16 protein-coding genes are annotated in these 13,583 nt (G+C 75.0%); 8 read left to right on the forward strand and 8 right to left on the reverse strand.

The window, feature by feature from the left end; genetic code table 11:
• Positions 1 to 11: 11 nt before the first annotated feature.
• The 4 genes from BM142_RS09975 to BM142_RS09990 form a co-directional block, all read right to left on the reverse strand.
• On the reverse strand, positions 12 to 911 hold the full coding sequence (locus tag BM142_RS09975) for an amidohydrolase family protein (protein WP_305764365.1): 900 nt from the start codon (positions 909 to 911) through the stop codon (positions 12 to 14).
• Positions 908 to 1,810, reverse strand: coding sequence for an SDR family NAD(P)-dependent oxidoreductase (locus BM142_RS09980; RefSeq protein WP_092196888.1), 903 nt, complete (start codon positions 1,808 to 1,810; stop codon positions 908 to 910). Before BM142_RS09980 ends, BM142_RS09975 begins: the two co-directional genes overlap by 4 nt.
• A gap of 125 nt (positions 1,811 to 1,935) precedes the next feature.
• Positions 1,936 to 2,820, reverse strand: a complete 885-nt coding sequence (locus BM142_RS09985; protein WP_092196891.1) for a PaaX family transcriptional regulator — start codon at positions 2,818 to 2,820, stop codon at positions 1,936 to 1,938.
• 126 nt (positions 2,821 to 2,946) lie between these two features.
• Positions 2,947 to 3,240: a hypothetical protein gene (locus BM142_RS09990; protein WP_139228825.1), complete on the reverse strand. Its 294-nt coding sequence runs from the start codon at positions 3,238 to 3,240 to the stop codon at positions 2,947 to 2,949.
• A 213-nt stretch (positions 3,241 to 3,453) separates the two neighbouring features.
• Here BM142_RS09990 and BM142_RS09995 point away from each other — a divergent pair, with 213 nt between their 5' ends.
• A complete protein-coding gene (locus BM142_RS09995) occupies positions 3,454 to 4,491 on the forward strand; it encodes a coiled-coil domain-containing protein (protein ID WP_092196897.1) in 1,038 nt (345 codons plus the stop codon).
• Positions 4,492 to 4,574: 83 nt separating this feature from the next.
• Entirely contained in the window at positions 4,575 to 5,246 is a 672-nt protein-coding gene (locus BM142_RS10000) for a M23 family metallopeptidase (protein WP_092196899.1), read from the forward strand.
• A 16-nt stretch (positions 5,247 to 5,262) separates the two neighbouring features.
• Here BM142_RS10000 and BM142_RS10005 read toward each other — a convergent pair whose 3' ends face one another.
• Entirely contained in the window at positions 5,263 to 6,789 is a 1,527-nt protein-coding gene (locus tag BM142_RS10005) for a carboxylesterase/lipase family protein (protein ID WP_092196902.1), read from the reverse strand.
• Between the two features lie 410 nt (positions 6,790 to 7,199).
• Here BM142_RS10005 and BM142_RS10010 point away from each other — a divergent pair, with 410 nt between their 5' ends.
• Complete coding sequence (locus BM142_RS10010; RefSeq protein WP_092196905.1) at positions 7,200 to 7,769, forward strand: flavodoxin family protein; 570 nt, start codon at positions 7,200 to 7,202, stop codon at positions 7,767 to 7,769.
• A 122-nt stretch (positions 7,770 to 7,891) separates the two neighbouring features.
• On the opposite strand, the gene BM142_RS10015 is transcribed toward BM142_RS10010, so the two are convergent.
• Complete coding sequence (locus BM142_RS10015; protein WP_217640659.1) at positions 7,892 to 8,923, reverse strand: class I fructose-bisphosphate aldolase; 1,032 nt, start codon at positions 8,921 to 8,923, stop codon at positions 7,892 to 7,894.
• Positions 8,924 to 8,948: 25 nt separating this feature from the next.
• Positions 8,949 to 9,707: an SDR family NAD(P)-dependent oxidoreductase gene (locus tag BM142_RS10020; RefSeq protein WP_092196908.1), complete on the reverse strand. Its 759-nt coding sequence runs from the start codon at positions 9,705 to 9,707 to the stop codon at positions 8,949 to 8,951.
• A 185-nt stretch (positions 9,708 to 9,892) separates the two neighbouring features.
• On the opposite strand from BM142_RS10020, the gene BM142_RS10025 reads away from it, so the two are divergent.
• Both BM142_RS10025 and BM142_RS10030 read left to right on the forward strand, forming a co-directional pair.
• A complete protein-coding gene (locus BM142_RS10025; RefSeq protein WP_092196911.1) occupies positions 9,893 to 10,549 on the forward strand; it encodes an AMIN-like domain-containing (lipo)protein in 657 nt (218 codons plus the stop codon).
• 161 nt (positions 10,550 to 10,710) lie between these two features.
• A complete protein-coding gene (locus BM142_RS10030; protein ID WP_092196913.1) occupies positions 10,711 to 10,935 on the forward strand; it encodes a DUF1918 domain-containing protein in 225 nt (74 codons plus the stop codon).
• 30 nt (positions 10,936 to 10,965) lie between these two features.
• Here the strand turns inward: BM142_RS10030 and BM142_RS10035 are convergent, their stop codons facing one another.
• A complete protein-coding gene (locus tag BM142_RS10035) occupies positions 10,966 to 11,313 on the reverse strand; it encodes a hypothetical protein (protein ID WP_092196917.1) in 348 nt (115 codons plus the stop codon).
• 179 nt (positions 11,314 to 11,492) lie between these two features.
• Here BM142_RS10035 and BM142_RS10040 point away from each other — a divergent pair, with 179 nt between their 5' ends.
• From BM142_RS10040 to BM142_RS10050, 3 genes are all read left to right on the forward strand, one after another.
• A complete protein-coding gene (locus BM142_RS10040; RefSeq protein WP_139228826.1) occupies positions 11,493 to 12,425 on the forward strand; it encodes a universal stress protein in 933 nt (310 codons plus the stop codon).
• Between the two features lie 118 nt (positions 12,426 to 12,543).
• Positions 12,544 to 13,020 (forward strand): Hsp20/alpha crystallin family protein, encoded by a 477-nt coding sequence (locus BM142_RS10045; RefSeq protein WP_175527203.1) that lies wholly within the window; start codon positions 12,544 to 12,546, stop codon positions 13,018 to 13,020.
• Positions 13,021 to 13,126: 106 nt separating this feature from the next.
• Complete coding sequence (locus BM142_RS10050) at positions 13,127 to 13,582, forward strand: GyrI-like domain-containing protein (protein WP_092196924.1); 456 nt, start codon at positions 13,127 to 13,129, stop codon at positions 13,580 to 13,582.
• Position 13,583 lies beyond the last annotated feature (1 nt).

Below are 13,583 nucleotides of genomic sequence, written 5' to 3' on the forward strand. Positions count from 1 at the left end.
GGGGTCCTCTCTCATGCGGGCTGCGCTGGGCCGGCGAGGCCGAGCAGCCGGGCGGCGTTGTCCTTCATGATCTTCGGCCGGACCTCGTCCTTGATGGGCAGGCCGGCGAAGTCCTTCATCCACCGGTCCGGGGTGATCACGGGGAAGTCCGAGCCGAACAGCACCTTGTCCTTGAGCAGCGAGTTGGCGTACTGCACCAGCTGCGGCGGGAAGTACTTGGGCGACCAGCCGGACAGGTCGATGTGCACCCGGGGCTTGTGGGTGGCCACCGACAGCGCCTCGTCCTGCCAGGGGAAGGACGGGTGGGCCAGGATGATGTCCAGGTCCGGGAAGTCCACCGCGACGTCGTCGACGTGCAGCGGGTTGGAGTACTTCAGCCGGATCCCGCCACCGCCGGGCGAGCCGGCACCCACCCCGGTCTGCCCGGAGTGGAACAGGGCGATCAGCCCGTGCTCGGCGATCACCTCGTACAGCGGGTAGGCCGCCCGGTCGTTGGGGAAGAAGCCCTGGGTGTTGGGGTGGAACTTGAACCCCCGCACGCCGTGCTCGGTGATCAGCCGACGCGCCGCGCGCACCCCGGCCGCCCCGCGGCCGGGGTCGATGCTGGCGAACGGGATCAGCACGTCGGCGTGCTCGGCGGCCAGCTCGGCGATCTCCTCGTTGCCGGGCACCATCTCCTCCCCGGTCTGGGAGACGCTGTCCACGCCGAAGACGACCGCGGCCATCTTCCGCTCGCGGTAGTAGTCGGCCAGCTCCGACACGGAGTACCGGGGCATCGAGCCGATGCCGAAGTACTCCCCCATGTCCTCCCCCGCGGCGCGGTGGGTCTCGCCGCGGACGGACCGGTGGACGTGGGTGTGCACGTCGATGGCGACGAGCTGGTCGAGGTCCATGGTGGGCACGTCGCTCACTTCCCGGAGTCCTGGGAGAGCTGCTGGAAGTCCTGCAGGTGTGGCGCGAAGGTCGTCGGGAAGGCCTCGGCGAGGGCGTCGGCGCTCCAGCCGCCCTCGCGGACCTCGGCGACGACCTCGGTCGGGTGCGACCAGATCGCGATCCGGTCCCCGCCGGCGCCGATCGCCTGCCCGGTGATGCCCGCGGCCTCGTCGGAGGCGAGGAAGACCACCAGCGGGGCGACGTCGTCGGAGGTGCCGAGCCCGCCGGCGCGGACGTCGGCCGGGATCGGCTCGCCGCGCTCGGCCTTCTCCACCAGCTCGGCCAGCGCCGGGATGGTGGCGACCATCCGGGTCAGCGCCACCGGGATGACCGCGTTGACCGTCGTGCCGCTGCGCTGCAGCTCGGCCGCCCAGGTGCGGGTGAGGCCGACGATGCCCGCCTTCGAGGCGGTGTAGCCGGTCTGCCCGAAGCTGGCGCGCTGGCCGGCCGGTGACCCGATGAGGATGAGCCGGCCCCCGCCGCCCTGCTCCTTGAACTGCCGGGCCGCGGCGCGGCCGCAGGTGAAGGTGCCGCGTAGGTGCGTCTCGACGACGAGGTCGAAGTCGGGGTCCTCCATCTTGAGCAGCGACCGGTCCCGGAGCACACCGGCGTTGGTCACCATGACGTCCAGCCGGCCGAACTGCTCGACCGCCGTGGCCACGATCGCCTCGGCCGCCTCGGTGGACCCGACGGCGGAGCCCTCGGCCACCGCTGTGCCGCCGGCGGCCCGGATCGCGGCGACCGTCTCCTCGGCCAGGTCCAGGTCGAGGTCGTTCACGACGACCGCGGCGCCCGCGGCGGCGAGTGCTCTGGCGTACGCCTGGCCGAGACCGCGACCGGCGCCGGTGACGACGGCGACCTTGCCGGTGAGCTGCATGGGGTTCCTCTCGAGAGCTGGGGAGTCCGCCGTCCGGCGCTGCGATCCGCCGACGGTGACGACCCCCTGACGTTATTCACTGCTCTGTCGGCCGTCAATGCAGCGCCACAGTCACCGGCGGACGGTCACCGGTTCCCGTCCCCGTCCGGCTCGTGCATGGGCACCACCAGCTCCCGGGCGAGCGCCGCCGCTGCCGCCTCGTACCGCGCGCGCAGCCGGAGCGCCACGTGCTCGGCGCGGACCGCCGGCCAGTCCGCCGGCAGGTACTCCACCGGCAGCCCCGGGTCGGTCCGGGCCAGCAGCGTCCACTCCCCCAGCAGCCACAGCTGGCGGGCCAGGTCGTCGGCCGCCCCCGGGAGCGGGTCGGGCCGGTCCCAGCGCTGCAGGAAGCGGGCGTAGCCCCGTGCGATCCCCGCCAGGTCCCAGGCGTCGTCGATGAGCTCCGCCACCTGGGTGGGTGCGGCGACCTCGGCCCGGAACACCTTCAGGTGGTCCAGCACGTCCAGCGGCCCGAGCAGCTCCGCCACGTCGATGCGCCGGGGCGCCACCCACAACCCGTTCTGCAGCAGGCCGAACCCGGCCCATTCCAGCCGGGAGCGCAGCAGGTGCCGGTCGGCCCGGCGGCTCTCGGGCAGGGAGAAGCCCAGCAGCGTCCACTGCCCGTCCCAGGTGCGGTTGACCGGCGACTGCCAGGCCCGCTCCCCACCGCGGGCCAGGGTCACCCGCGTGGCCGTCGTCGGCGCCAGGTGGCTGCGCTTGCCCACGCGGCGGCTCTGCAGCGTGCCCCGCTGGAGCATGCGGTTGACCGTCGAGCGGGCCGCGTGCTCGCCGACCCCCACCCGGGCCAGCACGTCCACCATCGCCGGGGTGGGCACGGTGAGGCCGGGATCGAGCAGGTGGATGCCGCAGAACATCAGCACGTGCGTCTGGGGGCGGATCGCCGTCGGCGAGGAGTCGGGCCCGCCGTCGAGAGCCGCGCCGGGATCGAGCGGGAGAACGCTGCCGGGCATGGCGTGCTCCTGACTGTGCGGGGGACGATCGACGCACAGTGTAGGGACGCGCGGCCGCGCCCTCGGGGGCCGAGGATGGGCACAGGCGCGACGGCCGCCAGCGGAGCGCGACGGATGGAGCCCGGCTCAGGTGCCGTGGACCCCGCCGTCCGATCGTCCTGGGCGACCGGACGCCGACCGCGGGCGGGCGGCCCCGTCGGCCCCGAGCGGCCGGGCGGGAGCCTGGCCGCGTGTGGACCGCGCGTCCAGCCACGCCTGCCACTCCGACCGTTCGGTGGAGCCGGACCGGGCCGCCGCGACCACGAGGAACGTGATCCCGAGGACGACCAGGAGTCCCAGCACGACCGCGATCCCCTGCCACCCGGACAGCGGCGGCACGGTCAGGCTGCCGGGTGGCGGCGGCGTCAGCTCGGGAGGCATGGCTCGAGGGTGCGGCACGCCGCGGAGCACCGCGCGGTCCGGGCGGGTGGCCTCACCCACGCGAGCGACGTGACGCAGTGCGATCGCCGCGGACTCCCACCGCCGGATCGGGCGGCGACCCGGCCCCTCCGGGTGACCCCGCTCCAGCTGCGGCCCGGATGTGCCGATCCGGAGCCGATGGTGGGAACCGAACTGCGCGGGGAGGAAGGCGGGATGAGCATCGAGCTGCACGTCGGCGGCGAGGTGGACCGACCGGGTACGGGGCCGGTGGAGGCCGGTGGGCAGGACCGCGAGCGCCCGCACGTCTCCGGTGACCTCCCCACGGTGCTCGGGACCGGGCCGATGTTCCGCCGTGCGGTGGCCGGCTACGACCGCTTCCAGGTCGACACCTACGTCCAGTGGGCGGAGGACGAGCTCGCCACCGCCGACCGGGAGCGCGAGCACCTGCTCGCCGGGCACCTGCGCACCCAGGCGGAGCTCGACGAGGCCCGCGAGCTGCTCGCGCACTCGTCGGGCGGCGGGGAGTTCCTCCAGCTCTCCCGGCGGATCGGCTCGATGCTCGCCTCGGCCGCGGACCAGGCCGACGGCATGCACACCGAGGCCCGGGCCGAGCGCGCCGCCGCCGCCGCGGAGGCGGCCCGGATGGCCGCGCACGCCGACGACCTGGTCCGCGGTGCCCGGACGGAGGCCGACCGGCTCGTCGCCGACGCGGCCGCCCGGGCGCAGCAGATGTCCGCGGCGGCCGACCGGGTGGTCGCCGACGCGGAGCGCTCCCGGCGCGAGGCGCACGAGGAGATCGCGGAGCGCCTGGCGGCGGTGCGCCGCACCGAGCAGCGCGCCGCCGAGGCCGCTCAGCTGCTCCGCCAGCGGGCGATCGAGGAGGCGGCCGCCGGCCGACGGGACGCCCGGGCCGAGATCGTGCGGATGCTGGAGCTGGCCCGCGAGGAGCGCCGCCGGGCGGACGCCGAGGCAGCCGGCCTGCGCGAACGCCTGGATCGGGACGCCGCCGCACGGCGGACCGCCCTCGCGGCGGAGGTGGCGGACCTCGAGCACCGGCGCGACACCCTGTGGGCCGATCTGGAGACCGAGACCGAGACCGATCCCCTTCCCGCCCCGTCCCCGACACACCTCGTGCCCGTCCGGGCGCTCCTCGAACGCATCCAGGACCGGCTGGGCCGGCAGGTGCCGCCCCGGCGGGAAGCGACTGCACCGCCCGCCGGAGCCAGGGGTAGGCAGCGCACGGCGGCCTGACGGTGGGCGCGGCCCGATGGCATCCGCCGCCGGAGCCGGCGCCGATACTGACCCCGACGACGGCCGGGAACAGGGGGCAGCGGATGGCCACGGCGGATCCGATCGTGCTCGCGCTGCCCTTCCGGGGCACGTGGATCGTCCAGAACAGTCCCGCGCGTCGGGTGCCCAGCCACGGCACCCATCTGTTCGCCACGACGTACGCCATCGACTTCGTCGCCGTCCGGGGACGGCGGACGGCGACCAGGCGGGACTGGCGCACCCTGCTGTCGACGGAACCGGTCGACCGGTTCGTCGGCTACGGGCTGCCGGTCCTCGCGCCCGGGTCCGGCCGCGTGGTGGCGGTCCACGACGGAGAGCCCGACCACGACGCGCGGCGGTCGCAGGTGGCGCTGGTCTCCTACGCGCTGACCCAGGCCGCCCGCGCACGAGGGGGCGCGGGTGCCCTCGCGGGCAACCACGTGATCCTCGAGCTGCCGGGCGGCGGCTTCGTCGTCCTGGCCCATCTGCGGCAAGGATCCATCCAGGTGGCCCCGGACGAGACGGTGGGAGCCGGGCAGCCGCTGGGGACGTGCGGTAACTCGGGCAACTCCACCCAACCGCACGTGCACCTGCAGGCCATGGACTCGGCGGATCCGTTCACTGCCCGGGGCCTCCCGCTGGCCTTCCGGGACTACCGGATCCGGCCCCGGCACGGCCGGCCGGTCGACGTCCCGCAGGGCGTACCCGGGGAGGCGGAGGTCGTCGAGCCGCTCTGAGGACCGGGACAGGGCGTCAGCGGATGCCGGCCCAGAGGGCCCGCTCGCGGGCGTAGGGGTCCTCCAGCACGGACGGCGTCGTGTCCAGCCGCATCGTCGCCCGCCGCTCGAGGTCGTACGGCGGCCAGCCGGGATCGCCGGTCGCGGCGAACCGGACCCAGGCGCCGTGCACCACGTCGGCGAGCTGCTGGGGCGGGGACTCCCCCAGCGCGCCGCCCATCATCTGCGCGCGCCCGAGGTCGAGGGTGTCGAAGACGAACGGGATCTCCAGGGCGTGGCAGGCACCGAGCCGCCCGTCGAAGGCCGGTGACGGCCAGGCGAACTCGTACGCGAACGTGGCGCCCGGGAACGGTGCGTGCGCATCGGCCAGCCGCAGGGCCGGAACGCGAACCCACCAGTCGGTCAGGACCTCTGCCAGCACGTCGCCGGAGCTGCTGCCGGGATGCGCATCGCGGTAGGCGGGCACAGCCGTGCCGGCCGGGAGCCCGAAGGCCTCGACGCTCCACGACCCGAAGACCTCCGCGGGGCCGGCCAGCGCCTCGTCCGTCACCTGGTCGATGAAGCCTCCGAGGACCGGGAACATCCGCCAGTCGTCGGAGTTCGTGCCCACCAGCACGTCGACGTCCCCGGAGGCGCCGGCGGCGACCCGGTCGATGGGCACGCCCGGGACGACGTCCCCGTCGACGACAGGGTGGAACGGCATCGTGCTGGCGACGACCTCGGCTCCCCACCGCCGCGGGTCCGGAGCTGCCAGCAGCTCGGCACGCACCTGCGCCTGCGCCCCGAGCACCCGGTCGACCGGGACGCCGGCCACGGCGTCCCGGGTCGGGGGAACCCCGAGGATCTCGGCGAGCCGCGCCCCTATCCGCGTCGCGTCCGCGGGCGGGACCACGTGGTGGGCGGCCCCGCTCTGCAGGATCACCCGCCGGAACAGCCCCTCCGCGCTCGGCATCGACAGCAGGACGCCGATGCTCATGGCGCCGGCGGACTCGCCGAAGACGGTGACGCGGTCCGGGTCACCCCCGAACGCCCCGATCTCCTCCCGGACCCAGGTGAGGGCGGCGACCTGGTCGAGCAGGCCGAGGTTCGCACCGTCGTCGCCCGGCCCGAGGTAGAGGAAGCCGTCGGCTCCCGTCCGCCAGTTGATGGTCACGCAGACCACCCCGTCGCGGGCGAAGCGGCTGCCGTCGTAGCTGCCGCCGGAGGAGAACTCGAACTGTCCACCCGGGATCCAGACCATGACCGGAAGGCCCGCCGCTGCTGGTTCGGGGGTCCAGACGTTCAGGTTGAGGCAGTCGTCCCCGGGCACGGCGGGATCGAAGACCAGCCCGGAGGGATCGCTCGCGCCGAACTGCGGCTGGGGCGGCTCCGGCCCGAGGACGGTGGCGTCCCGGATCCCGGTCCACGGCTGGACGGGCTGGGGTGGGCGGAGCCGGTGGCGTCCGACCGGGGGTGCCGCGTAGGGCAGGCCCAGGAAGGTGCTCACCCCGTCCGTGGTCCGGCCGCGCACCGGTCCGGCGCTGGTTCGGACGATCGTCGTCATCGTGCACGCCCTCTCTCCGTGGGCAGGGAGGCTCCGCCGTCAGGAGCTGAGCGGTCGGTCAGGCCATGCCCCCGCCGGCGCCTCCACCGGGGACGCCGGGGGAGTCCGGTGGAGGGAGCATCGCGCCGCTTGCCGCACCGCCGGCAGATCTGCTGGTCCGGCCCGTGCGGCCGCTCGTCGGCCGGGTGCCGCCGGACGTCGGAGTGGAAGCCCGACCTGCAGCGCATCGGGGTCCTCATGCGGACCGACGCTAGGGGCCACGGCAGAACCCCGAAGCGGTCCTCCGACCCGGGACGCAGGGGCCGAGGCCCCCTGTGCCGGCGAGGTGCAGCGGTCGATGCTCGGACGGGGCTACCCCGCAGCCGGGGCGCTTTGCGGGATCCGACCCGACGGAGGAGAGGACGGCCGACATGGAGATCGCCGTGGTGTTCGAGAGCATGTTCGGGGCGACGCACGAGGTGGCCGACGCGATCGCCGCGGGCGCGGCCGGGGCCCGGCCCGACGCGACCGTGACCTGCGTGCGGGTGGGCGACGCCGACCCGGAGCTGGTCGCCCGGGCCGACCTGGTCATCGTGGGCGGCCCCACCCACATGCGTGGCATGACGTCGGGGATGACCCGGAAGATGGCCGTGCAGATGGAGCAGAAGAAGGGGCAGGAGGACGGCGGGCACGTGGGCCACGGCCTCGAGCCGGACGTCCCGGGTCCGGGCCTCCGGGACTGGTTCCACACCCTGCCGAAAGCCGCGACGGGCACGTCGGCCGCCGCGTTCGACACCCGGGGCGAGGGCAGCATGATGGGTGGCGCCGCGCGAGGCATCGCGCGTCGCCTCGAGAGCCACGGCTACGAGCTGGTGGCCGGGCCGGAGGGGTTCGTCATCGAGGGGGACGACCAGCTGCTGCGTGACGGCGAGCAGATCAGGGCACGGGCGTGGGCGGCGGACCTGGTACGGACGACGGCAGCCTCGGGCGCCGCCCGCTGACCCGCGGGGCCACCGCGTCCGCAGCTGCCCCGCGGCGACCCGCACCCGCCCCCGGCCCGAGGAGGGGCCCGGATGAGTGGACGGCCGGATCGATCCCATGGGTGTGCCGCCCAGGCGTCGGGTCAGAGCCCGGTCGCGACGGGCGTCTCCAGCTCCCTCCGGTACGCACCGCGCCGGGCGTCGCCGTTCATCGTCGCCCGGTGGAGCAGCGCGGCCTGCGCCGCCTCCGCGTGCGCGTCCTCGCCGGCCCAGGCGCGCAGCACCGGGGCCTGGAGCGCCCGGCCGAAGGAGAAGCTCAGCTCCCACGGCTGCGGGCCCGTGCGGTTGAGCGCATCCAGGTTCGCCGTCGCCTCCTCGTCGGACTGGCCCCCCGAGAGGAACACGATCCCCGGGACGGCGGCGGGCACGGTCTCCCGGAGGATCCGGATCGTCGCTCCTGCGACCTCCTGCGGGGCGGCCCGCCCGGCGAACTCGGTCCCCGGCACCACCATGTTGGGCTTCAGCAGGCTCGCCTCCAGCACCACGCGGTGCCGCGCCAGCTGGTCGTACACGACCCGGAGCGTCTCCGCCGTGACCTCCGCACACCGTTCCAGGCTGTGCGGCCCGTCCATCAGCACCTCCGGCTCCACGATCGGCACCAGGCCGGCCTCCTGGGTCAGTGCCGCGTAGCGGGCCAGGGCATGGGCGTTCGCCTCGATGGCGGCGGGCGTGGGCCGGCCGTCCCCGATCCGGATCACGGCACGCCACTTGGCGAAGCGGAGCCCCATCGCGGCGTACTCCTCCAGCCGCCCCCGCAGCCCGTCGAGCCCGTCGGTCACCACCTCGTGCGGGAATCCGGCGAGCGGCGTGGTCCCGAGGTCGACCTTGATGCCCGGGATCACCCCGCGGTCGCGCAGCAGATCGGGCAGCGGGCGGCCGTCGTCGTCCCGCTGGCGGGTCGTCTCGTCGAACAGGATCACCCCGCTGATGTGCTCGCCGATCCCCGGTGCGCCGAACAGCAGCTGCCGGTAGCGCCGGCGGTGCTCCTCGGTGGACTCGACGCCGACCGCCGCCAGCCGCTTCGTCATCGTCGGTGTGCTCTCGTCGGCAGCGAGGATGCCCTTACCGGGCTCCACCAGCTCACGCGCGGTCGCGATCATCGTCTCCAGCGGCACGGCGTCCTCCCCTTCCGTCCGGTCGTCAGCTGCTCGCCGGGAGCACCGGCACGACGCCGGCCGTCGCGCCGCCGTCGACCACGAACTCGCTGCCGGTCGAGAAGGTCGCCTGCCCGGCCACGAAGGCCACCATCGCGGCCACCTCGTCCGGTTCGCCGAACCGCTCGATCGGCTGTCCCGCGACCGACGCCTCGCCCATTCCCGCGGTCATCGGCGTGCGGATCGGGCCGGGGTGCACGGAGCAGACGCGGATCCCGTCCGCGGCGAACTCCAGCGCCGCCGCCTTCGTCAGGCCGCGCATGCCCCACTTGGCCGATACGTACCCCGCGATCCCGGCGTACCCGATCAGGCCCGCGGTGGAGGAGATGTTCACGATCACGCCGCCACCCGCCCGGCGCATGGACGGCAGGACGGCGCGCATGCCGAAGAAGGCGCCGACCAGGTCGATCTCCAGCACCCGCCGGAAGACCTCGTCCGTCGACGCCTCGATCGTGGCGAACTCGACGACACCGGCGTTGTTGACCAGGACCGACACGGGGCCGAACGTCGCCTCCGCCTCGCCCAGCGCCGTCCGCCAGGCGTCGGACTCGCTCACGTCCAGGTGCACGTAGCTGGCCGCGTCCCCCAGTGCATCGGCGAGCTGCTTGCCTTCGGCGTCCAGGACGTCCGCCACGACCACCCGCGCGCCCTCGGCGACGAACGCCGCGGCGACGGCCGCGCCGATCCCGCGCGCACCGCCGGTCACGAGCGCCACCCGCCCGGCCAGTCCTCCCGCTGCTGCCATGCCCGCTCCTCGATCGCCCTCGTCCCGTCGACCGCCATCCAAGGACGGGCAGCCCCGCCGTGCGACGGCCGGAAGTACCGCACGGCCAGGGGACGACGTCCCGTGGACCACGTCGGGACCTTCGCCGGTGCCGAGGCGCCGTTGGCCTCGGGCGGCCGGCGCTCCGCACGGTGCAGGGTCGCGACATGAGAACGCGCGTCGCCGCCGCCCTTCCCGCCGTCGTGGCCGTCGCCCTCGTCGTCGCCTGCGGGGGGAACGGCGACGACAGCGACACGGGCGCCACCGGCTCTGCATCCCCGAGTTCGGCGACGTCGAGCTCGGCACCCGCGACGACGTCCGGCGCCGCCGGGAGCGGGACCCCGGCCACCGGCGGCGACGACAGCACCGATGCCCCACCGTTCCCGGCGAACACCGAGCCGGACACCGGGCAGGCGTCCGCGGACTCCTTCGTCACCGTGACCGACATCCGGACCGGCCGGCACGACGGCTTCGACCGGGTGGTCTTCGACGTGGCGGGGACCGGCACCCCCGGGTGGGACGTCCGGTTCGTCCCCGAGGCCAGGAGCCAGGGCAGTGGGAACACCGTCCCGGTCGAGGGCGACGCGATCCTCCAGGTCACGCTCAGCGGGGTCGGCTACCCGACCGAGACGGGCATCGACGAGGTCGACGGCTCCGCGCCGATCCCCGGGCAGGGGACGGAGGTCGTGACCGAGGTCGTCTGGGACACCACCTTCGAGGGGACGTCGGTGGCCTTCGTCGGAGCGACGGAGCGGACGCCGTTCCGCGTGTACCTGCTCGAGAGCCCCACCCGGGTCGTGCTGGACGTGGTCCACCCCCGCTGACCCAGCGGCTGCCGGTCTCCCGGCGCCGGCATGACCTTGGACTCCGCCCGAGCGGCCGACAGGCCCTGCAGACCCGTCCCCGGCCGCCCTAGCGTCGGTCGAGGAAGCCCGCGGCGGGCAGCGCTCCGCACCGGGGCCGGCCGGGCGACGAGGAGGACACCGTGCGCGCGCAGGTCGGACACTGGATCGTGGTGCACGGGCGGACACTGGACGCACCGGTCCGGGAGGGGCGGATCGACGAGCTGCTGCACGCCGACGGCTCACCGCCCTACCTCGTCCACTGGCTGGACGACGACCGGCGGAGCGTGGTGTTCCCGGGTCCCGACGCGACCATCGTCCCGCAGCGACCGCATGCGGCACGGTCCGCGCCGGCTGACGGCGGCTGACGGCGGAGCGGGTCACTGCGGCCGCTGGTATCAGCGGCCGCGCCGCCCCGCCCAGAGGAACGGGTGCCGCCACCGCGACGGCGCGCGCGGGGCCTCGGCCGTCGGACGTGCGGTCTCGGACGACTCGCCGACCGCTGCCTCGTCCTGACGAGGCCGGGGAGGAGGCGGGGTGCGCCCGCTGCTCTCCACCAGCCGTTCGTGGGCGACGTAGTGCTGCACCACATCGGGCGCGCTCCGCCGGCCACGGGAGGCGACGTCGTGCCTGGCCTCCCACTCGGCGGCGAGCTTCTCGGCCTCGGTCATGCCGAGGGGGTCGCCGCTCGGGGTCGTGCGGCGGCGCGGTCGGTCCGCCGGCGTCGCCGGGCCGTTGACGGTCATGTCGCCTCCTGGAGGGCTGTTCGTGGTGTCCACGCTGGCGACCGGCCGGCGGCCCGGCGAGTGCGCAAGGTCCCGCGGGGGCGGGACCACCGTCGGAGCGGCGGCTCCGGGCCCTCGGCCACCCGGCCCGGGACTTCCGGCCCCTCCTCGGAAGCCGGTCGGGGAAGAACGCTGTGGGCATGGAGCGCTCAGGCAGCCGCACGGGCACGGCGGCTCCCCGTCCGGAGGCCGCGCCCCCCGAGGTGTCGATCCCCCCAGGTTCGGTGGTGGTGGCCTTCGACGGGTCGGTGCCGGCCCGCGACGCTGCGCACTGGGCGGCCCACGAGGTCGCCGGCTCGGGACGGCCGCTGCGCCTGCTGCACGTGCTGCACTGGCCGCGCCGGGAGCTCGCCGGCCTGGGCCTCCCCCCGGCAGCGCTCGACGTCGACCGCGCCCGACGGGCGGCGACGGCGGCTGTCGCCCTCACCGTCGATCGCTGTCGTCAGGAGGCGCCGGGCGCCGACATCGACGGGAGCGTCGTCGTCGGCGACGCCCTCGCGTTGCTGAGGGGGACCGCCGCCGACGCGGACCTCCTCGTCCTGGGCGCCTCCGGCCAGACCGACACCCCGCAGGTGCTGCTCGGCTCCAGTGCGGACGAGCTGCTCCGCACCGTGACCATCCCGGTGGTCGTCGTCCGCGACCGTCCGACGCGCGGTCCCGCACCGGTGGTCATCGGGGTCGACGGATCGCCGGGCGCGGAGGAGGCCGTCCGCGTCGGATTCGAGCTCGCGGCCCGGCGAGGTCACGACGTCGTCGCCGTCCACACGTGGTCGGACATCCCGCTCGCCGCCCTGGCCGGTGGTGTCGACCTCGATCCCGACGAGCTTGCCGAACGCGCCGCGGCGTTCCTCGCGGCACGGATCGAGGAGGCCGCGCACCGGCACCGGGGCGTCCACGTCCACGCGGTGACGGCGGCCGACCACCCGGCCCGGCTGCTCCTGGAGCGGGCACGGGGCGCGGCGCTCCTGGTGGTCGGCCGCCACGGCCGGGCCCGGACCGGTGCCCGGCTCGGCAGCGTGAGCCATGCGGTCGCCCACTACGCCCGGTGCCCCGTGGCCGTCGTCGGTGACTGAGCCGGCGCCGACGACGAGGGTCCCGGGCCGCACAGCCCCCCGTATCGGGGACCAACCGCACTTCGCGGCGCGACGGGACCGGACGACGGTGGTGACCCACCCACCAGGAGGAGGACCCATGAGCAGCCTGCAGCGACGCGAGAAGAGCGGGATCCCGGCATCACCCTTCAGCCGGTTGGACCGGATGTTCGACGAGTGGATGCGGACCCTGCCGATGAACCGCACCCCGGGCATGGCCTGGGAGACGCGTGGTGAGGACGTGATCGGCGTCGACGAGTACCGCGACGGCGACACCCAGGTCATCCGGGCGGAACTCGCGGGCATCGACCCGGACGAGGACGTCGAGCTCACCGTCACCGACGGGATGCTGCGCATCGACGCCGAGCGCCGGGTCGAGAAGGACACCGAGGACAAGGGTTACACCCGGCACGAGCTCCGCTACGGGAGGTTCACCCGGAGCCTGCCGATCCCCGACGGCGTCTCCGCGGACGACGTCACGGCCACCTACAAGGACGGCATCCTCGAGGTCCGCGTCCCCGTCCCGGAGCCGCCGGCACCGCCGGCCCCCACGAAGATCGCCATCAGCAAGGGCTGACGTCCCGCCCGCCCGGCCCACGGACGGGCGGGCACCACCTGTCGCGCGCGACCAGGGGTCGGCGCACCGGGTCCCACCCGCTCCCCGCGAGAAGGACAGCACCGGCATGACGACCGTTCCGATCGAACTCATCGAGCGGGTACGGACTCCGGCGGCCGTCGTCCGCGGCCACGTCACCGTCCCGGAGATCGCCGGTTTCCTGGGCACCGCGTTCACCGACGTGCTGGAGCTCCTGGAGCGCCAGCACCGGGAGCCTGCCGGGCCACCGTTCGCCCGGTACCGGCCGACCGGCGACGGCTTCGACGTCGAGGCCGGGTTTCCCTCCAGCGCGCCCGTCGACCCGATCGGGTCCGTCATGCCGGCAGAGCTGCCGGAAGGCCTCGCCGCCACCGCGGTGCACCGGGGCTCCTACGAGACGGTGGACGAGACCTGCGACGCCGTCGCGGCGTGGATGACCGCGCACGGCTACCGTCCGGCGGGCGACGCCTGGGAGTCCTACCTCTCCGGTCCCGGGGTTGCCGAACCCCGGACGCTCGTGACCGTCCCCTGCGTGGCCGGCTGAG

The organism is Blastococcus tunisiensis (assembly GCF_900112815.1).
Taxonomy (GTDB): Bacteria; Actinomycetota; Actinomycetes; order Mycobacteriales; family Geodermatophilaceae; genus Blastococcus_B; species Blastococcus_B tunisiensis.